Annotated in this window: 18 protein-coding genes; 9 read left to right on the forward strand and 9 right to left on the reverse strand. The window is 62.5% G+C overall.

Annotated elements, in window-relative coordinates; all coding sequences use genetic code 11:
* Window positions 1-85 precede the first annotated feature (85 nt).
* Both tal and DM807_RS24270 read left to right on the forward strand, forming a co-directional pair.
* Entirely contained in the window at window positions 86-1,012 is a 927-nt protein-coding gene (gene tal / locus DM807_RS24265) for a transaldolase (RefSeq protein WP_012271373.1), read from the forward strand.
* Window positions 1,013-1,109: 97 nt separating this feature from the next.
* Complete coding sequence (locus DM807_RS24270; protein WP_179028051.1) at window positions 1,110-2,960, forward strand: alkaline phosphatase D family protein; 1,851 nt, start codon at window positions 1,110-1,112, stop codon at window positions 2,958-2,960.
* Between the two features lie 74 nt (window positions 2,961-3,034).
* Here the strand turns inward: DM807_RS24270 and rssC are convergent, their stop codons facing one another.
* Together rssC and rssB are read right to left on the reverse strand one after the other, a co-directional pair.
* Window positions 3,035-3,517 (reverse strand): anti-sigma factor antagonist RssC, encoded by a 483-nt coding sequence (rssC, locus tag DM807_RS24275; protein WP_009686305.1) that lies wholly within the window; start codon window positions 3,515-3,517, stop codon window positions 3,035-3,037.
* A complete protein-coding gene (gene rssB, locus DM807_RS24280) occupies window positions 3,514-4,695 on the reverse strand; it encodes a two-component system response regulator RssB (RefSeq protein ID WP_012271371.1) in 1,182 nt (393 codons plus the stop codon). Before rssB ends, rssC begins: the two co-directional genes overlap by 4 nt.
* Window positions 4,696-4,965: 270 nt before the next feature.
* On the opposite strand from rssB, the gene DM807_RS24285 reads away from it, so the two are divergent.
* Window positions 4,966-5,265, forward strand: coding sequence for a PilZ domain-containing protein (locus tag DM807_RS24285; RefSeq protein ID WP_012271370.1), 300 nt, complete (start codon window positions 4,966-4,968; stop codon window positions 5,263-5,265).
* A 34-nt stretch (window positions 5,266-5,299) separates the two neighbouring features.
* Here DM807_RS24285 and DM807_RS24290 read toward each other — a convergent pair whose 3' ends face one another.
* Window positions 5,300-6,007: an MlaA family lipoprotein gene (locus DM807_RS24290; protein ID WP_012271369.1), complete on the reverse strand. Its 708-nt coding sequence runs from the start codon at window positions 6,005-6,007 to the stop codon at window positions 5,300-5,302.
* Window positions 6,008-6,207: 200 nt separating this feature from the next.
* Between DM807_RS24290 and pcrP the strand changes: the two genes are divergently transcribed.
* Window positions 6,208-6,771, forward strand: coding sequence for an HAD superfamily inactivated hydrolase PcrP (pcrP, locus tag DM807_RS24295; protein ID WP_012271368.1), 564 nt, complete (start codon window positions 6,208-6,210; stop codon window positions 6,769-6,771).
* A gap of 122 nt (window positions 6,772-6,893) precedes the next feature.
* Window positions 6,894-7,157, forward strand: coding sequence for a DUF4404 family protein (locus DM807_RS24300; protein ID WP_019471256.1), 264 nt, complete (start codon window positions 6,894-6,896; stop codon window positions 7,155-7,157).
* A gap of 39 nt (window positions 7,158-7,196) precedes the next feature.
* On the opposite strand, the gene queF is transcribed toward DM807_RS24300, so the two are convergent.
* Window positions 7,197-8,027: an NADPH-dependent 7-cyano-7-deazaguanine reductase QueF gene (gene queF / locus DM807_RS24305; RefSeq protein ID WP_179028052.1), complete on the reverse strand. Its 831-nt coding sequence runs from the start codon at window positions 8,025-8,027 to the stop codon at window positions 7,197-7,199.
* Between the two features lie 68 nt (window positions 8,028-8,095).
* Window positions 8,096-8,623 carry a cupredoxin domain-containing protein gene (locus DM807_RS24310; RefSeq protein ID WP_179028053.1) on the reverse strand — a complete coding sequence of 176 codons (528 nt, stop codon included), beginning with the start codon at window positions 8,621-8,623 and terminating at the stop codon, window positions 8,096-8,098.
* A gap of 182 nt (window positions 8,624-8,805) precedes the next feature.
* Here DM807_RS24310 and cinR point away from each other — a divergent pair, with 182 nt between their 5' ends.
* Both cinR and DM807_RS24320 read left to right on the forward strand, forming a co-directional pair.
* The gene (cinR, locus tag DM807_RS24315) at window positions 8,806-9,486 is read left to right on the forward strand and encodes a two-component system response regulator CinR (protein ID WP_012271364.1); all 681 of its coding nucleotides are present in this window, start codon (window positions 8,806-8,808) and stop codon (window positions 9,484-9,486) included.
* Window positions 9,483-10,835: a heavy metal sensor histidine kinase gene (locus DM807_RS24320; protein ID WP_179028054.1), complete on the forward strand. Its 1,353-nt coding sequence runs from the start codon at window positions 9,483-9,485 to the stop codon at window positions 10,833-10,835. The genes cinR and DM807_RS24320 overlap by 4 nt, the downstream gene beginning before the upstream one ends.
* 40 nt (window positions 10,836-10,875) lie before the next feature.
* On the opposite strand, the gene DM807_RS24325 is transcribed toward DM807_RS24320, so the two are convergent.
* The 3 genes from DM807_RS24325 to DM807_RS24335 form a co-directional block, all read right to left on the reverse strand.
* Window positions 10,876-12,117 carry a lipoprotein-releasing ABC transporter permease subunit gene (locus DM807_RS24325; protein ID WP_060515335.1) on the reverse strand — a complete coding sequence of 414 codons (1,242 nt, stop codon included), beginning with the start codon at window positions 12,115-12,117 and terminating at the stop codon, window positions 10,876-10,878.
* Between the two features lie 61 nt (window positions 12,118-12,178).
* On the reverse strand, window positions 12,179-12,862 hold the full coding sequence (gene lolD, locus DM807_RS24330; protein WP_171577286.1) for a lipoprotein-releasing ABC transporter ATP-binding protein LolD: 684 nt from the start codon (window positions 12,860-12,862) through the stop codon (window positions 12,179-12,181).
* A gap of 7 nt (window positions 12,863-12,869) precedes the next feature.
* Window positions 12,870-14,120, reverse strand: a complete 1,251-nt coding sequence (locus DM807_RS24335) for a lipoprotein-releasing ABC transporter permease subunit (RefSeq protein WP_012271360.1) — start codon at window positions 14,118-14,120, stop codon at window positions 12,870-12,872.
* Between the two features lie 93 nt (window positions 14,121-14,213).
* Here DM807_RS24335 and DM807_RS24340 point away from each other — a divergent pair, with 93 nt between their 5' ends.
* Window positions 14,214-14,798, forward strand: a complete 585-nt coding sequence (locus tag DM807_RS24340; protein WP_012271359.1) for a PilZ domain-containing protein — start codon at window positions 14,214-14,216, stop codon at window positions 14,796-14,798.
* Window positions 14,799-14,829: 31 nt separating this feature from the next.
* On the forward strand, window positions 14,830-15,546 hold the full coding sequence (locus DM807_RS24345) for a glycerophosphodiester phosphodiesterase (protein WP_012271358.1): 717 nt from the start codon (window positions 14,830-14,832) through the stop codon (window positions 15,544-15,546).
* 48 nt (window positions 15,547-15,594) lie between these two features.
* Here the strand turns inward: DM807_RS24345 and sthA are convergent, their stop codons facing one another.
* Window positions 15,595-16,989, reverse strand: a complete 1,395-nt coding sequence (sthA, locus tag DM807_RS24350) for a Si-specific NAD(P)(+) transhydrogenase (protein ID WP_012271357.1) — start codon at window positions 16,987-16,989, stop codon at window positions 15,595-15,597.
* Window positions 16,990-17,175 lie beyond the last annotated feature (186 nt).

Here is a 17,175-nt window from a genome sequence, read left to right on the forward strand (position 1 = left end):
CAGCTGGCCCGCAGGGCTCCGAGGCCCTTGAGCGGCTGTCGGGGCTCGGGTAATGTCGAGTAAATGCACAGGACAGAGCACGCCCATGACCTCCAAGCTGGAACAACTCAAGCAGTTCACCACCGTGGTCGCCGACACCGGGGACCTGGACGCCATCACCCGCCTGAAGCCGGTCGATGCCACCACCAACCCGTCCTTGCTGCTCAAGGCCGCTGCCATCCCAGGCTACGCCGACCTGCTCAAGCAAGTGAAGGCCGACGCCAAGGGTGATGTCGACCTGGCCTGCGACAAGTTTGCCGTGGCCGTGGGCTCAGGCATTCTCAAGGTCATCCCAGGGCGTATCTCCACCGAGGTTGATGCACGCCTGTCGTTCGATGAGCCGGCCCTGCTGAACAAGGCGCGCCAGTTGATCGCCCTGTACGAGGCGGCCGGTGTGCCAAAAGACCGAGTGCTGATCAAGCTGGCCTCCACCTGGGAAGGCATTCGCGCCGCCGAGAAGCTGGAGAAGGAAGGCATCCAGACCAACCTCACCCTGCTGTTCTCCTTCGCCCAGGCCCAGGCCTGCGCCGATGCCGGGGTGTTTCTGATTTCGCCGTTCGTGGGCCGTATCTACGACTGGTACAAGAAAAGCACCGGCAAGGATTACGTCGGCGCCGAGGACCCGGGCGTGCAGTCGGTCACGCGTATCTACAACTACTACAAGGCCAATGGCTACAACACCGTGGTCATGGGCGCCAGCTTCCGTAATATCGGCCAAATCGAGCAACTGGCCGGCTGTGACCGCCTGACCATCAGCCCGGAGCTGCTGCAGCAGCTTAGCGATGACCAGGGCGAACTGCCGCAGGTGCTGAAGCCAGGCAATGCCGGTGAAGCCAAGCAGCCGTTGAACGAAAGCCAGTTCCGCTGGGCAATGAATGAAGATGCCATGGGCACCGAGAAGCTGGCCGAGGGTATTCGCCAGTTTGCGCGGGACCAGGAGAAGCTGGAGAAGTTGATGGCTGAAAAGGCCTGATACAGTTCTGGTTTGCCCGACGGGCGGGAAGTGTTCAGCATTTTCCGCCCGTTTTGTTTTGCCTGGCCTTAGTTGTGTATAGCCACCCGAGCTGTCGATGACCTCCTCTACCTCCTTGCCCCTCGTACTCGCCGGCCCGGTACTGCGCCGCCTGGAACCGCAGCGCCTGGCCATTTGGCTGGTCGCTACCCAACCGCTGCAACCCGAATTCATCTGCCCGACCAGCGAAGCCCAGGTCGATTGCCAAGTGGTCGTGGCCGGCCAGCATGCATTCATTCATCTGCTGGACATCCACTTCGCCCGCCCCCTGCCCTGCAACCAACTGCTGGACTACGACCTGATCATCAACGGCCAGGGCATCGCGGGCTGGGCACCGCACCTGCTCTACCCCGGCACCCAGCGTCCAAACCTGGTACTGCGCGAGCGCCTCGACCACTTGCTGCACGGTTCCTGCCGCAAGCCGCATCACCCCGCGGCCGACGGCCTGCTTTGCGCCGACCGCCTGCTACAGGGCTGCGCAAGGCCCGAAGACCGCCCCGCCGTGCTGCTGATGAGCGGCGACCAGGTGTATGCCGACGATGTCGCCGGCCCCATGCTGCGCGCTATCCATAGCCTGATCACGTGCCTGGGCCTGTTCGAAGAGCAGCTGGAGGGCGCAGTGGTGGCCGACAGCCAGGCGCTTTACCAGCACCCGGCCAGCTACTACCACCGCGCCGACCTGCTACCGGCGCAAGCACTGAACGACACCCTGCGCGAACGCTTTTTTGGCGGCAAGCGCAAGCCGATCTTCTCGTCCAGCAACGCCGACAACCATCTGGTGACCTTCGCCGAAGTCATGGCCATGTACCTGCTGGTATGGTCGCCAGTACCCTGGCAGCTGGTGAACATGGGCATGCCCAGCGGGCTCAGCGACGAGCATCAAGCCCGTTACCAACAGGAGCTGCCGCTGGTCCAGGGATTTGCCGACAACCTCGGCCAGGTGGCGCGGGTGATGGCGCACCTGCCCTGCCTGATGATCTTTGACGACCATGACATCACCGACGACTGGAACCTCTCGGCGCAATGGGAAGAAACCGCCTACGGCCACCCGTTCTCGCGAAGAATCATCGGCAATGCCCTGCTCGGCTACCTGCTCTGCCAGGCCTGGGGTAACAACCCGGACGGGTGCAACCCGCTGATCGAGCAATGCCAGGCATTGACCCGCCAGAACCAGGATGAGCTGATCGGCGAGCTGCTGCGCTTTCAGGGCTGGCAGTACAGCCTGCCCACAGAGCCACCACTGCTGGTGCTGGACACCCGCACCCGTCGCTGGCGTAGCGAGAGCAACCTGGCAAAGCCATCCGGCCTGCTCGATTGGGAGGCGCTGAGCGAACTGCAGCAAGCGCTGCTTGACCACCCGTCAGCAATCATCGTGTCGCCTGCGCCAATTTTCGGTGTAAAGCTGATAGAAACGGTGCAGAAGGTGTTCAGCTGGCTGGGCTACCCGCTGCTGGTGGATGCCGAAAACTGGATGGCCCACCGCGGTGCGGCGCAGGTCATCCTGAACATCTTCCGCCACTCGCGCACACCGGGGCACTACGTGGTGCTGTCTGGAGATGTGCATTACTCGTTCGTCTATGAAGTACTGATCCGCCATCGCCATCGCAGCCCGCATTTGTGGCAGGTGACCAGCAGCGGGATCAAGAACGAGTTCCCCCGGCGCTTGCTGGACGTGCTCGATCGGCTCAACCGCTGGCTGTATGCGCCACGCTCGCCGCTCAACTGGTTTACCAAGCGTCGCGAGATGGAAGTGGTGCCGCGTACGCCCAGCCACAGCAAGGCTGGGGAGCGGTTATGGAACGGCGCAGGGTTGGGGCAAGTGTTCTTCGATGAACAGGGGCGGCCTGCGCGGGTGTTTCAGCTGGATGCAGGCGGGGGAAAGGCGACCGAGTTTGTCGGCCGAGAGTAGTCCAGAGAAGGCCCTAAAGCCTGTACCGGCCCTTTTGTGCGTATACCCGCTAAAGGGCTAGGACAGGCTACAGATCAGCTGCGCTCCAGCGCATTGACCAGGTCATGGAAGGCTTCACGGTTGGAGTCGTTCAGGCCCATGAGAATCTTGTGCGCCTCCAGCACCTTGGAACGCACCACATCTTCGTTCTGGTCCTGCGACGGCAGGTCAGTCAGGCATTCGGGGCACGGTATCGGTCGATCGACGATGTTGAACACCTGATCGAAGCCCATTGACTGCAGCAGCCGGGAAATGTCCGGGTTGGTGGTGACCACGGTCGGCAGCAGGCCCACTTTTTGCCGCGACAGAATCGACAGCTTGGCCAGCAGGCCCAGGGTGGTGCTGTCGATACTTTCGGTTTCGGTCAGGTCGATGACAATCGCCGAGAAGTTCAGCGCGGTGAAAATCTTCTCGATCGTCGCATCCAGCGCCGAACACAGGGTCAGGCGCACTTCACCGACGAATTTCAGTACGAAGGTACCGCTCTGCTCGGCGAACTGGATTCTACCGGTACTCATTGAAGGTTCCTGCTCAACACCAATAGGGCGATATCATCCGGCATCTCCCCAAGCGTAGCCAATCCAAATCGTTGACGCAGCCCATCCAGGCTGCCACCTGCTGCCTTGACGATTTCCGGCAAGGCGGCTTCTTTATCTTTGAGCGTATCACCCGGCAAAAGGTCCAGAATGCCATCGGACATCAGGCTGAGGCTGAACTGCGGGGGCAGCTCCACGACCAAGTCCTGGTAGGTGGCCTCATCGAACAGCCCCACCGGCAGGCCACGGCCTTCCAGGTAGCGAGTGTGCTCGGGGGTATGCAGCACGGGCAGCGGCAAGTGGCCGCCGACGGCGTAGGTCAACAGACCAGACTCTTCGTCGATCACCCCACCGACCATGGTTACGTGCTTGCCCAGCTTGCTATTGATCAGGCCGCGGTTGATGTGACTGAGCACTTCCGACGGCTTGAACTCGCGCATCTTGCTGCGCCTGAGCTCGAACATGAGCCGCGTGGTCATGAATTTCAACAGCACGGTGACAAAGGCCGACGACGCGCCGTGCCCGGAAACATCGGCGAGGTAGAAGGCGATGCGCCGCTCGTCCACGCGGAAGTAGTCGACAAAATCACCCGACAGGTACAGCGACGGAATGATTTGGTGCTCGAACGCAAATTCACCGGCCACCCAAGGGCTTTCCGGCAACATGTTCATCTGCACCTGGCGACCGGCGGTCTGGTCTTCCTGCAGCAGGTGCAGGCTAGCCTCCAGTTCACGGTTGGCCGCTTCGAGCTTGTCGCGGTAGCGCTGGTTTTCCAGCACCAGGCGCGAGCGGTCGAGGGCACGGCGCACCGAATGTTCGAGCACGGCCAAGTCTTCCAGCGGCTTGATCAGGTAGTCGGCGGCGCCCAGGCGCAACGCTTCCACCGCATCGCTCATGACGCCGGCACCGGACACCACGATCACCGGCAACTGCGGCGCCCGCTCGCTGACCTGGCGGATCAGTTCGAGGCCGCCCATCTGCGGCATGCGCAGATCGCAGATCACGAGGTCGGGCTGGTGTTCTTCGAAGACCTGAAGCCCCTGCTGGCCATTGCCGGCCTGGAGGACGCTGAAGCCACTGTCTTCAAGGTAGGCGGCGAGGCTCGCACGGACCACGTCGTCGTCATCGATGATCAGCAGCGTTGCACTGGTTTTCTGCATGTGGGCGAACGGCGCCGATTTGGGTTGGTGCAGCGGTGTCGGCAAGGCAGACGGCCAGCTACGGGAATTCTTTATAGTCACACTCTACTTGAGTTGTAGGACAAGAACACTTGCCCGGCAACTGTCAGAGGTACCTTGTAAGGCGCAGACGGTACTCCCATCCGCCAGGGGTTTCAAGCATGCAAGGGTCGACCTTGTCGCTCTTTACAGGGCAAATCACCGGGAGTTATAAGAAAGTCGACCAGCGCAACCCGATGGGAAGGATGCAGCATGCCCCACACGCCCTCCAGCCACAGCGAGAAACGCGACTTCATTCGCATGCGTATCGATACCGAAGTCAGCCTTGTGCACGAAGGCCTGGTAATTGCGGCGGTGTGCCTGGACCTGTCCAGCGGCGGCATGCAGGTACAGGCGCCGCAGCGCTTTGCGGTGGGGGATCGGATCGAGGTACGGATCGACTCCGACCACCCGGCGCTCAAGGGGCTGCATGCCAGCACCGAAGTGGTATGGATTGCCGACCAGCCGGGCGGGCAACAAAAGTTCGGGTTGCGGATTCTGGCCATGCATTGAACCTGGAGCCGCACAGCGGCCCCAAGCTCACCGATTAGAAGTCGTCTTCGACCTCGCCATCCTTGACCTTGAACTCGCGGTTCTGCAGGTAAGCATTGCGAATGAAGATGTACTTGTCACCCTGAATCAGCTTCTCGGCCGAGAGCAGGCTGGCGCGGGTGTCGATCACGTCCAGGGCGAAGATCGAGTTGCGCGTCGGCACGTGGTCGATGTAGCGGTAGGGTTCGGTGTAGGTGTCCGGGTACTTGGCCACACCGTCACGCACGGTGCTTGGGCCCAGCAGCGGAATGACCACGTACGGGCCGCTTGGCACGCCCCAGTAGCCCAGTGTCTGGCCGAAGTCTTCGTCGCTGCGCTGCAGGCCCATCTTGGTACCCACATCGAAGAAGCCACCCAGGCCAAAGGTGGTGTTGACGATCAACCGCGCAGTATCCACGCCCGCCGCGTGGGGCTTGAGCTGCAGCAGGTTGTTGGCCAGGTTGGTCACGTCGCCCAGGTTGCGGAAGATGTTGTGAATGCCATCTTCAAGAAACTGCGGGGTGACAGCCTGGTAGCCCTTGGCCAATGGCTTGAGGGCATAAGTGTCGACCGTATCGTTGAAGCGAAAGATCGGGCGGTTGACCGCTTCCCAGGGATCTTCCTCGGTGGCGGCCTGGGTAGCTGCCACGGGCGCCAGCAGCATGCTGGCGCAGACACAGGCCTGGGTGACTCGTTCGATCACACTGGCACCGATCCTACGCATAGATGTTTCTCCATCGAATTTCTCGGCCGCAAGCGCGACAGGCGCGCTGCTATCAAGGCGGCAGTATAGAGGCTTGCGGGCTGATAAACAGCTTTACACATTTTTGCTCAATATTTTGTGAACAACTGTTGCGCAATGACCGATGTCACAGTGCGGTAACAATCAGCGCATAGCCTGCGGACTATTTGGGGGAAGTTGCCATGGACGCTGCACCCGCCTTCACTGCTGTGCTGTTCGGCTTGCGCGGCTGCCTGGTGCAGGCCACCAATGGCGCACCCTCGCCCGCCCCCGGCGCTCTGGCCACCCTCGCCAGCCTGCGCCAGCGCCAGGTGCCCTGCATCTGGCTGGATGACCTCAACAGCACGCAAAGCAAGCGCCTGGCCCATGTGTTGCCCGCCTGGCTGCCAGGGCATTCGGTCAACGGCGTGCGCTGGCCGGCGCCAAACGCCTGCTGGCAGGCGCTGATGACCCTGGACAGCGAACGCCTGGACGGCTGCGTGCTGGTGAGTGGTGACCCGCGCTTGCTGCAGTCAGGCTTGAACGCGGGGCTATGGACGGTTGGCCTGGCAGCCTGCAGCCCGTTCTGTGACCGAGGCTCCGAGCAATGGCAAGGCATGACCCCAAAGGAACAGGACCAGGCCCGCGGCAAGGCCACGCTGGAGCTGTTCAGCCTGGGCGTGCATTCGGTTATCGACCACCTGGAAGCGCTGGACACCTGCCTGCAGGACATCGCCCAGCGCCGGCGCAAGGGTGAAAAACCCTGATACAGCACCTTTGACGCGGATCATGCAAATCGGCGACAGGTGGATTACGCTGAAGACAGGCCAGAACCTTTGCCGCTTCGCTGAGGTCCATGGCTTGCCAAGCCCTTGATGGAGAAATGCCAATGCCTGCCCGCGAATTGCAAGAGCGCCTGAACAGCTTGCGCGAGCAACTGGACCGCAACGTACCGCTTTCGGAAGACGAACTGGCCGCGTTGCACGAAGAAGCGCGCCAGATCGAGGCGCAACTGAAACTCGAAGAAGCCACGCCCGACAATAACCTGGTGGACGGGGTGAACCTGGCGATCGAGCGCTTCGAGGCCGACCACCCTGACCTCACCGCTACCTTGCGCAGCATCGCCAACTCACTGCACAGCATGGGTATCTGAAGTAGCGGGGCCGCAAAGCGGCCCCCGCATTCCTTGAACTTACTGCCGAACCAAACGCTTGTTATCCGGATTGATTACCCCGGTACTGCGGTACGGGTTGATGTCCAGCCCACCGCGGCGCACATAGCGCGCATACACCGTCAAATGCTCTGGCTGCAGCAGGTTCTTCAAGTCCAGGTAAATTCGCTCCACGCATTGTTCGTGGAAGTCGGCATGCTGGCGGAAGCTGACCAGGTAAGTCAGTAGGCTGGCGTGGTCCAGCGCCCTGCCCTTGTACTCGACCACCACGCTGCCCCAGTCCGGCTGGCCAGTGACCGGGCAATTGGACTTGAGCAGGTGGCTGTGCAGGGTTTCTTCCACCACCTGCGCCGGGTTGCAGCGCAGCAGCTCTGGCTGCGGCTGCTCGTAGTTGCTGATGGCCACGTCCAACGCATCGATGCACTGCCCCGGCAACGCTACCACCCCCTGGGCTTCAACTTCGGCCAAGGTGCGCACCTTCACGCCCACAGGCTTGCCGGCAGCGGCGGACAGGTCTTTCTCCAGGCATGCCTGCAACTCGCCCAGCGAGGCGAACACTGTCTGGTTCAGTGAGTTGAGGTACAGCTTGAACGACTTGGACTCGATGATGTTCGGCGAATCGGCCGGGATGGCGAACTCGCCGATCGCCACCACAGGCTTGCCCGAAGGCAGCAGCCAGCTCAGCTCGAAACAGTTCCAGTAATCCACGCCCTGCCAGGGCAAGGTCTGTGCAGTGACGCCCAGCTCGGCCCACTTGGCAGTACGCGGGATCGGGAACAGCTGCTCCGGGGAGTAGGTGGCGATGTATTCGCTGGATTTGCCCAGCGGGGAGTGTTCGGCAGCGGGATGCATGGAAACTGACCTACAGGTTCGAAATTGCCCTTAGTCTACCGGTTTTGCACCCCGCCTTGCAGGGCCAGTCACTCGATGGTCAATGCCCCGACCATGCCGGCCTGGTAATGCCCCGGCACGTTGCAGGCAAACTCGATGGGTGCCGACTTACGGAAGGTCCAGGTCAGCTCGGCGCGCTGGCCGGGCATTACCAGCACGGTGTTGCCACCACCGTGGCCATGGCCACCGCCGTGACCCATCATTTGCCCGTGGTTCGCCATCTGACCGTGGTCCATGCCTTCGTGGTTCATGGCCTCGGTGAACATCTTGCCTTGCATGGCGACCATTTCCTTCTGGTGTTCGGCATGCATGGCCTTGTCGCCCAGGTTGAACTCGTGTGGCAGCTCGCCCTCGTTGACCAGCACGAAACGCACGGTCTCGCCGGCTTTTACCTGCAGGCTCTTGGGCTCGAAAGCAATGTCCTTGAGCACCACGTTGACCGTGCGGGTGGCCTTGGCCGCTGCAGCCGGCTCGCCAAAGGCGAAGGTTTGCGCCTCGCCGGCAAAGGTCGGCAGGCTGGCCAGGGCAAGGGTGGCGGCAATGAACAGGCGCTTCATGATGACTCCGGGAATACACAACGAGAGAGTGCCACCTTAGTCAGGGGCGACTGGCAGCTACCTGACGGGAAGATTACAACTTTGTCAGCTTGGGCGAGCCGGCGCATCGTCACGTATCATTTCAGCCACCGCATCGCCCGCTCCCACAGGGTAGGCACAAACCTTCAGATTATGGACAGTGCATGAAACTGCTGATCGTCGAAGACCAGGCCCGCACCGGCCAGTACCTGAGCCAGGGCCTGAGCGAGGCCGGCTTTGCCACCGAGTTGGCCACCGATGGCGAGACCGGGCAGTTCCTCGCCCTGACCGGCGACCACGACCTGCTGATCCTCGACGTGATGCTGCCCGGGCGCGACGGCTGGCAAATCCTTCAGGCCGTGCGCCAGGCTGGCCTGGATACACCCGTGCTGTTCCTGACCGCCCGCGACGCCGTCGAGGACCGCGTGCATGGCTTGGAGCTGGGCGCCGATGATTACCTGGTCAAGCCGTTCGCCTTTTCCGAACTGCTGGCCCGGGTACGCAGCCTGCTGCGCCGGGGCGCCAGCCCAAGCCAGGACACCACCCTGAGCCTGGCCGACCTGCGCCTGGACCTGATCCGCCGCCGCGCCGAACGCGCAGGCACCCGTATCGACCTGACCGCCAAGGAGTTCTGCCTGCTCGAACTGCTGCTGCGCCGCCAGGGTGAGGTGTTGCCAAAATCGCTGATCGCCTCGCAGGTGTGGGACATGAACTTCGACAGCGATACCAATGTGATCGAAGTGGCAATCCGCCGCCTGCGCCTGAAAATCGACGACCCGCACCCCAACAAGCTGATTCACACAGTGCGCGGCATGGGCTACGTACTCGAAGAACGCACTGAATGATGCGCCGGGTATCCCTGGGCAGCCGGCTGGCGCTGCTGTTCGCCGCCTGCACCGCCACCGTATCGCTGGGCGCCGGCCTGCTCTTCAGCCGGGCCAGCGAGCAGCACTTCGTCGAACTCGACCAACAACTGCTGGACTCGCGCCTGTCGCTGTTCCGTACACAACTGGCCGGCGTCAGCACGCCGGATGAGCTGCAGGCGCGCCTGCCCGCGCTGCGCGACGAATTGAGCCACCAGGCCGACCTGGCCCTGCGCATCAGCGGCAGCGACGGCGCCACGTGGTTCGAAAGCCGCAGCGGGCTACCGCAGGCACCGCTGCCCGCCGGGCTGGCCACCTTGCACGCGCAAGGCACCGACTACCGCAGCCTGGCTGTACACCTGGCGCAGGGCGCCGCGCAGTCGCCGCAACTGACCCTGTACCTCGACATCACCCACCACCAGCATTTTCTGCAGGGCATGCAGCGGCTGATCTGGCTGACTGTCGGCCTATCGGCGCTGGCCACTGCGCTGCTCGGCGCCTGGGCCGCCCGCAGCGGCCTGCGCCCACTGCGGCAGATGGGCCAAGTGGCCGCCAGCGTGTCAGCCCGTTCGCTCACCACCCGCCTGCCGCTGGCGCAGATGCCCGAAGAGCTGGCCGAGTTGGCCGGCAGCATGAACGCGATGCTGCAGCGCCTGGACGATGCCTTCCAACGCCTGTCAGCGTTTTCAGCTGACATCGCCCACGAACTGCGTACACCGCTTTCCAACCTGCTGACCCACACCCAGGTCACCCTCACCCGCCCACGTAGCCTCGAGGAATACCGCGAAGCGCTGCATGGCAACCTGGAAGAGCTGCAATGGATGGCGCAGATGATCAACGACATGCTGTTCCTGGCCAAGGCCGACCACGGCCTGCTGGTACCGGGGCAAGCGCCTTTGGTGCTGCATGACGAAGTGGATGCACTGCTGGAGTACTACGCGCCACTGGCCGAGGACAGCGGCGTACGGATGCTGCGCGAAGGCGAGGCGATGCTGCAGGGCGACCGGCATATGCTGCGCCGGGCGTTGTCCAACCTGCTGGACAATGCCTTGCGCTTTACCCCGGCGGGAGGGCAGATAAGGGTGACGCTGGAACCGGGAGCGAAAATCAGTGTGGCCAATACCGGGCAGGCTATCGAGCCGACTGCGTTACCGCGACTGTTCGACCGCTTCTACCGAGTGGACCCGGCGCGGCGGGAAGGCAGCAGTGAGCATGCGGGGTTGGGCTTGGCGATTACCCGGTCGATCGTGCAGGCCCATGGCGGGTGCATTCGGGCAGAGTGCGGGGATGGGTGGACGCGGTTTGTGATCGACTTCACTGAAGGCCGGTGAAATTGGGGCTGCTTTGCAGCCCCATAATTTCAGGCAAGCATCAAACCGCCAGACCGATCGCCGGCTGCACCTGCGACGCCCGGTAAGCCGGGTAAATGGTCGCCAGGAAGCTCATCACCAGGCCAGCCGTGCAAATCATGGCCACATCACCCCATTGCAATTGCGACGGCAAGCTGCTGACGAAGTACACATCCGAGGTAAAGATGTGCTGCCCGCTCACCCGCTCCAGCCAACCAACGATTTGACTGACATTGAACGCCGCAATCACGCCCAGCACGCCGCCGATCAGCGTCCCGACAACACCAATCAGGCTGCCCTGAACCATGAACGTGCCCATGATCTGCGCTGGCGTGGCGCCCAAGGTACGCAGGATGGCAATGTCCGGCCCCTTGTCGTTCACCACCATCACCAGGGTGGCGATGATATTGAACGCCGCCACCGCGATGATCATCATCAGCAGCAGGCCGATCATGGTCTTCTCCATTTTCATGGCGCTGAACAGGCTGCCCTGGGTGTGCGACCAGTCATCGGCGCGGTAGGCGTCGCCGAGCCCTGCAGCAATTGCCTTGGACACCTGCGGCGCGGCATACAGGTCATGCAGCTTCAGGCGCACGCCCTGCACCTGGCCCGGCGCCCAGCGTTGCATCTCGGCAGCATCAGCCACATGGATATAGGCTTGCGAGCCATCCAGCTCGGCGCCCACCTTGAAGATCCCGACCACGGTCAGGCGCTGCATGCGCGGGGTAATGCCACCCGGCTCCTTGCTGATTTCCGGCACGATCAAGGTCAGTTTGTCGCCAGTGTTCAGACGAAAACGCCGCGCCGTCAGCTCGCCGATGACCACACCGAACTCACCTGGCTGCAGGTCTTGCAAGCGGCCCTGCACGATGTGCTGGCCAACGATCGAGACCTTGCCCTCCTCGGCCGGGTCGATACCACCCACCTGAATCGGCTGCATCGCACCTTTGTACGACAGCATGCCTTCCATCTCGGTAATCGGCGCCACCGCCATCACCGCCGGGTTCTGCATGGCAGCGTCGGCCACCTTGTGCCAATCGTCCAATGGCTGCACGCCGAGGATGGCGGCATGCGGCACCAACCCGAGAATGCGCGAGCTCATTTCGCGCTGGAAGCCGTTCATCACCGACAGCACCACGATCATCGCCAGCACGCCCAGCGACAGGCCGATCATCGACGTCATCGAGATGAACGAGATGAAGTGGTTGCGACGCTTGGCTCGGGTGTAGCGCGCGCCGATAAAAATGGGCAAGGGTCTGAACATGTACGAAATCACCCAATGAAAACAGGAAAACGGGGCGGCACCAGCCACCCCGAGCAGTCGATCAGATCGCCACCAGATGGCCGTCGTCGAGCTTCAATACACGGTCCATCTGCCGCGCCAGGTTGAGGTCATGGGTAACCACCAGGAATGCCGTGCGCGAGGCGCTGGACAGCTCCTGCATCAGTTCCTGAATGCCCTGAGCGGTATGGTGGTCGAGGTTGCCGGTCGGCTCGTCGAGCATCACCAGGCCAGGGCGGTTGACCAGCGCTCGGGCAATCGCCACGCGCTGGCGCTCGCCACCGGACAGCTCGGCCGGTTTGTGGTTCAAACGGTGGCCCAGGCCTACGCGCTTGAGCAGCGCCTCGGCACGCTCACGGGCCTCGGGGATGGGCGTGCGGCCGATCAGCAGCGGCATGCACACGTTCTCGATGGCGGTGAACTCTGGCAGCAGGTGGTGAAACTGATAGACAAAGCCCAACTCACGGTTGCGCAGCAGGCCACGGGCACGCTCGCCTAGCGCGGACAGCTCTTCGCCCGCCAGCCACACGCTGCCTTGGGTCGGCCGGTCGAGGCCACCCAGCAGGTTGAGCAAGGTGCTCTTGCCAGAGCCCGAGCTGCCGACGATGGCGATACGCTCACCGGCGTGCAGCTCCAGGTTGAGGCCGGACAGCACCTGCACCGACTCCGGGCCCTCGTCGTAGGACTTGCCCAGGTTGCGGCAACTCAGAACGGCTTTATCACTCATGCGCGACTCACTCATAACGTAGCGCCTCTGCAGGCTGGGTGCGGGCCGCACGCCAGGCCGGGTACAGGGTGGCGAAGAAACTCAGGACCAGCGCCGCACCGCAGACCATGTACACGTCCTGGGCCTGGATCTGCGACGGCAGGTAATCGATGAAGTACACGTCGGCGTTGAGGAACTTGTGCCCGATCAGTTTCTCGATGCCGGCGATCGCCGCGCTCACGTTCAGCGCGGCGACGATCCCGACCACGGCGCCGATCAGGGTACCGATCACCCCGATCACCGTGCCCTGGACCATGAAGATGAGCATGATCTGCCCAGGCGTGGCGCCCAGGGTGCGCAGGATGGCGATATCGCCACGCTTGTCGTTGACCACCATCACCAGGGTGGAAATGATGTTGAACGCCGCCACAGCCACGATCAGCAGCAACAACAGGCCGATCATGGCCTTTTCCATGCGGATCGCCTGGTACAGGTTGCCGTGGGTACGGGTCCAGTCACGGCTGTAGAACTCCTGGTCGCCCAGCTGCTGGGCAATGCTCCAGGCGACGCGCGGCGCCTGGAACAGGTCGTCGAACTTCAGGCGCAGGCCCTGTACCTGGTCGGGCTTCCAGCGGTGCAGGCGGGACAGGTCGCTGATGTTGGTCAAGCCCAGGTAGCCGTCGATTTCGCCCGCGCCAACATGGAAGGTACCCACCACGGTGAAGCGCTTCATGCGCGGGAACATGCCGGCGGGAGTCACGCTGACTTCCGGGGCGACGAAGGTGAGCTTGTCGCCGATGGCCACACCCAGCTTGGCCGCGGCCTTGTCGCCGATCATGATGCCCCACTCGCCCGGCGCCAGCTGGTCCAGGCGGCCTTGCAAGACGAAGTTGTCGATGATTGACACCTCGCGCTCGCGAGCCGGGTCGATGCCGTTGAGCAGCACCTTCTGCACCTTGCCATCATGGGTCAGCAAGCCCTGCATCTGGGTGAACGGCGCAACCGCCACCACCTGCGGATTCTGCTTTACTTGTTGGGCAAGGGCCGGCCAGTCGGCAATGGGCTGGCCGCTCTCCAGCGTGGCATGGGGGATCATGCCCAACACGCGGGTGCGCATCTCGTGGTCGAAACCGTTCATCACCGACAGCACCACGATCATCACCACCACGCCCAGGGCGAGGCCGATCATCGAGGTCAGGGAAATGAACGAGACGAAGTGATTACGGCGTTTGGCACGGGTATAACGCGTACCGATGAATGCGAAAAGAGGTCTGAACATGTCGGGGCTTGTTCGGATGAAAGGGAACGTCCTTGTGGCGAGGCGCCTACGGCGGCTTTACACTCGGACCACCGCCGCTACCTTGGGTTCGCCATGACGACATTAGACGAAGAAGATCGCCGCGAATACTACCGCATCGAAGATCGGATCGCACTTCAAATAAGCCCCCTCAGCGCGGCCGAAGCCCTTGACCCAGATGTGTTGCAAGATGATTCCCCGCTGTTCAACCTGCTCAGCGAGCTGCACCTGTCCGACTTCGAGTCGCAGCACCTGTTGCGCCAGCTGAGCGACAAGGACCGCACCCTTGCCGCCTTCCTGCGGGCGCAGAACAAGCGCCTCGACCTGCTCAGCGCGGTGGTTGCGCAAACCCTGCTGGGTGAAGTCGGCCAGCCGTTGCCGGTGGTCATTTCCGAAGGCGGCATCGAGTTCACCCAGGCCACGCAGATTGCCCCCGGCACTCGGGTCAAAGTGAAAATGGTGCTGATGCCACGCGCCCATGGCCTGCTGCTGCGCGGCAAGGTCACCCATTGCGACCCGCGCCCGGAGGGCGGCTTCGAGGTCGGCACCGAATTCATCGACATGACCGACGCCCAACGGCAATTGCTGGCCCGTTATATCCTGCAGCGCCAGCAACAGCAGCGGCGCCAGCAACTGGGGCAGAACGACCCTGCCTCCTGAGCCCATTTCTCTCTGATTTGAAGGAACGAACGTGACCCTGATCTACGGCCATCGCGGCGCCAAGGGCGAAGCGCCCGAGAATACCCTGAAGAGCTTTCAGCAATGCCTGGCCCATGGCGTGACCCGCTGCGAGCTGGACCTGCACCTGTCAGCCGACAACGAGCTAATGGTCATCCACGACGCCACCCTCAAGCGCACCACTGGGCGGCGCGGCAAAGTGGTCGAACACCCGGCCGCCGACCTGATCAAGATCGATGCCCGCAAAGGCGGCCCGGGCCATGTGCAACCCTGCCCGATTCCGAAACTGGAAGAACTGTTCGAAAAATGCCCGTTCGATCACTGGCAGCTGGAAGTAAAAAGTGCCTCGCGTACCCGTGCCGCCACCACCGTGCTGGCGATTCGCGAACTGGCCCAGGCGTATGGCCTGCTGGACAAGGTCACCATCACCTCCAGCTCACGTGAAGTACTGGGCGCTGCCCTGGAACTGGTGCCGGACGTGAAGCGCGGGCTGGTGGCCGAATACGCCTGGCTCGACCCCCTGAAGGTGGCACAGAACTATGGCTGCGAGCTGCTGGCATTGAACTGGACACTGTGCACCCCCGAGCGCCTGCTCAAAGCACAGGGCCAGGGTTTGCACGTGTCGGTATGGACAGTCAACGAGCCGGCACTGATGCGCCGGCTTGCTGACTTTGGTGTGGACAGCCTGATTACAGACTTTCCCGGTTTGGCCAAGACCACCCTCGGGTAGGGTTGAAATCGGTCTCTCCGACCGGCTCAGGCCACCGGTCGGAGCCGCTCAAAAAAGCCGGTTCAGGCCGTCGTAGGCTGCTACCCGATAGGCTTCGGCCATGGTCGGGTAGTTGAAGGTGGTGTTGACGAAGTACTTCAGGTTGTTGTGCTCACCCGGCTGGTTCATGATCGCCTGGCCGATGTGGACAATTTCCGAGGCCTGGTAGCCGAAGCAGTGCACGCCGAGGATTTCCAGGGTTTCGCGGTGGAACAGGATCTTCAGCATGCCCTGCGGTTCGCCGGCAATCTGCGCACGCGCCATGCCTTTGAAGAACGCCTTGCCCACTTCGTATGGCACCTTGGCCTGGGTCAGCTCTTGCTCGTTCTTGCCGATCGAGCTGATTTCCGGAATGGTATAGATACCGGTCGGCACGTCGTTGACGAAGCGCCAGCTGCCATTGTCGACGATGCTGCCAGCGGCCGAGCGGCCCTGGTCATGGGCGGCACTGGCCAGGCTAGGCCAGCCAATCACGTCACCGGCACCGTAGATGTTCGGCACGGTGGTGCGGTAGGCCTCGTCGACCTCGATCTGGCCGCGGCTGTTGACCTTGATGCCGATGTTTTCCAGGCCCAGCTTGTCGGTGTTGCCGGTACGGCCGTTGCACCACAGCAAGGCGTCGGCCTTGATCTTCTTGCCCGACTTCAGGTGCAGGATCACCCCGTTGTCCAGGCCTTCGACGCGCTCATACTCTTCGTTGTGGCGCACGGTGATGTTGTTGTTGCTGAAGTGGTAGCTCAGCGCCTGGGAGATTTCCGAATCGAGGAAGCTCAGCAGCTGGCCACGGTTGTCGACCAATTCCACCAATACACCCAGGCCACTGAAGATCGATGCGTATTCGCAACCGATCACACCGGCACCGTAGACGATCAACTTGCGTGGGGTGTGGCTGAGGCTGAGGATGGTGTCGCTGTCGTAAACGCGCGGGTGGTGGAAGTCGATGTCGGCCGGGCGGTAGGGGCGCGAGCCGGTGGCAATGATGATGTGCTTGGCGTTGAGCTTCTCGACCACGCCGTTCGGGCACACCACTTCCACGGTTTGCTCGTCGGCGAAGCTGCCGGTGCCGAAGAACACGTCGACGCGGTTACGGGCGTAGTAGCCGGTGCGCGATGCAACTTGCTTGGAAATCACCTTTTCGGCGCTTTTCAGCACGTCCGGGAACGAGAACCAGCGCGGCTCGCCGATGGCACGGAACATCGGGTTGGTGTTGAACTGCATGATCTGCCGCACCGAGTGACGCAGTGCCTTGGACGGGATGGTACCCAGGTGCGTGCAGTTGCCACCGACCTGGCGACGGTCATCGACCATTGCCACCTTGCGCCCTGCTTTGGCGGCGTTCATTGCCGCGCCTTCACCGGCCGGGCCGGAACCCAGCACCACTACGTCGTAGTTGTAGACAGCCATGCGTACTCCTTCAGAACTGGCCCGCAAGCCACGGTCGCTCGCGGGGCGCGATCATGCCGCCGGGGCGTCATGAGAAAATTCGGGTGCAGTCTAATCAAGCGTGAACGCCGCGCACATTAACCCTTGGTCGCGTCGTAGGCCAATTTCGCCCGCACTACATATGGTTCACCCATTCCCTGGCGGCAA

Origin of the sequence: Pseudomonas hunanensis, from assembly GCF_013393325.1 — a bacterium.
Classification (GTDB): Bacteria; Pseudomonadota; Gammaproteobacteria; order Pseudomonadales; family Pseudomonadaceae; genus Aquipseudomonas; species Aquipseudomonas putida_P.

What these genes read in the sequence shown, in the direction of transcription:
- DM807_RS24325 (WP_060515335.1), bottom strand. Translation starts at nt 12,117, where the DNA reads ATGTTCAGACCCTTGCCCATTTTTATCGGCGCGCGCTACACCCGAGCC.
- DM807_RS24310 (WP_179028053.1), bottom strand. Translation starts at nt 8,623, where the DNA reads ATGAAGCGCCTGTTCATTGCCGCCACCCTTGCCCTGGCCAGCCTGCCG.
- lolD (WP_171577286.1), bottom strand. Translation starts at nt 12,862, where the DNA reads ATGAGTGATAAAGCCGTTCTGAGTTGCCGCAACCTGGGCAAGTCCTAC.
- queF (WP_179028052.1), bottom strand. Translation starts at nt 8,027, where the DNA reads ATGCATCCCGCTGCCGAACACTCCCCGCTGGGCAAATCCAGCGAATAC.
- cinR (WP_012271364.1), top strand. Translation starts at nt 8,806, where the DNA reads ATGAAACTGCTGATCGTCGAAGACCAGGCCCGCACCGGCCAGTACCTG.
- tal (WP_012271373.1), top strand. Translation starts at nt 86, where the DNA reads ATGACCTCCAAGCTGGAACAACTCAAGCAGTTCACCACCGTGGTCGCC.
- DM807_RS24320 (WP_179028054.1), top strand. Translation starts at nt 9,483, where the DNA reads ATGATGCGCCGGGTATCCCTGGGCAGCCGGCTGGCGCTGCTGTTCGCC.
- DM807_RS24290 (WP_012271369.1), bottom strand. Translation starts at nt 6,007, where the DNA reads ATGCGTAGGATCGGTGCCAGTGTGATCGAACGAGTCACCCAGGCCTGT.
- pcrP (WP_012271368.1), top strand. Translation starts at nt 6,208, where the DNA reads ATGGACGCTGCACCCGCCTTCACTGCTGTGCTGTTCGGCTTGCGCGGC.
- rssB (WP_012271371.1), bottom strand. Translation starts at nt 4,695, where the DNA reads ATGCAGAAAACCAGTGCAACGCTGCTGATCATCGATGACGACGACGTG.
- DM807_RS24270 (WP_179028051.1), top strand. Translation starts at nt 1,110, where the DNA reads ATGACCTCCTCTACCTCCTTGCCCCTCGTACTCGCCGGCCCGGTACTG.
- sthA (WP_012271357.1), bottom strand. Translation starts at nt 16,989, where the DNA reads ATGGCTGTCTACAACTACGACGTAGTGGTGCTGGGTTCCGGCCCGGCC.
- DM807_RS24335 (WP_012271360.1), bottom strand. Translation starts at nt 14,120, where the DNA reads ATGTTCAGACCTCTTTTCGCATTCATCGGTACGCGTTATACCCGTGCC.
- DM807_RS24340 (WP_012271359.1), top strand. Translation starts at nt 14,214, where the DNA reads ATGACGACATTAGACGAAGAAGATCGCCGCGAATACTACCGCATCGAA.
- rssC (WP_009686305.1), bottom strand. Translation starts at nt 3,517, where the DNA reads ATGAGTACCGGTAGAATCCAGTTCGCCGAGCAGAGCGGTACCTTCGTA.
- DM807_RS24285 (WP_012271370.1), top strand. Translation starts at nt 4,966, where the DNA reads ATGCCCCACACGCCCTCCAGCCACAGCGAGAAACGCGACTTCATTCGC.
- DM807_RS24300 (WP_019471256.1), top strand. Translation starts at nt 6,894, where the DNA reads ATGCCTGCCCGCGAATTGCAAGAGCGCCTGAACAGCTTGCGCGAGCAA.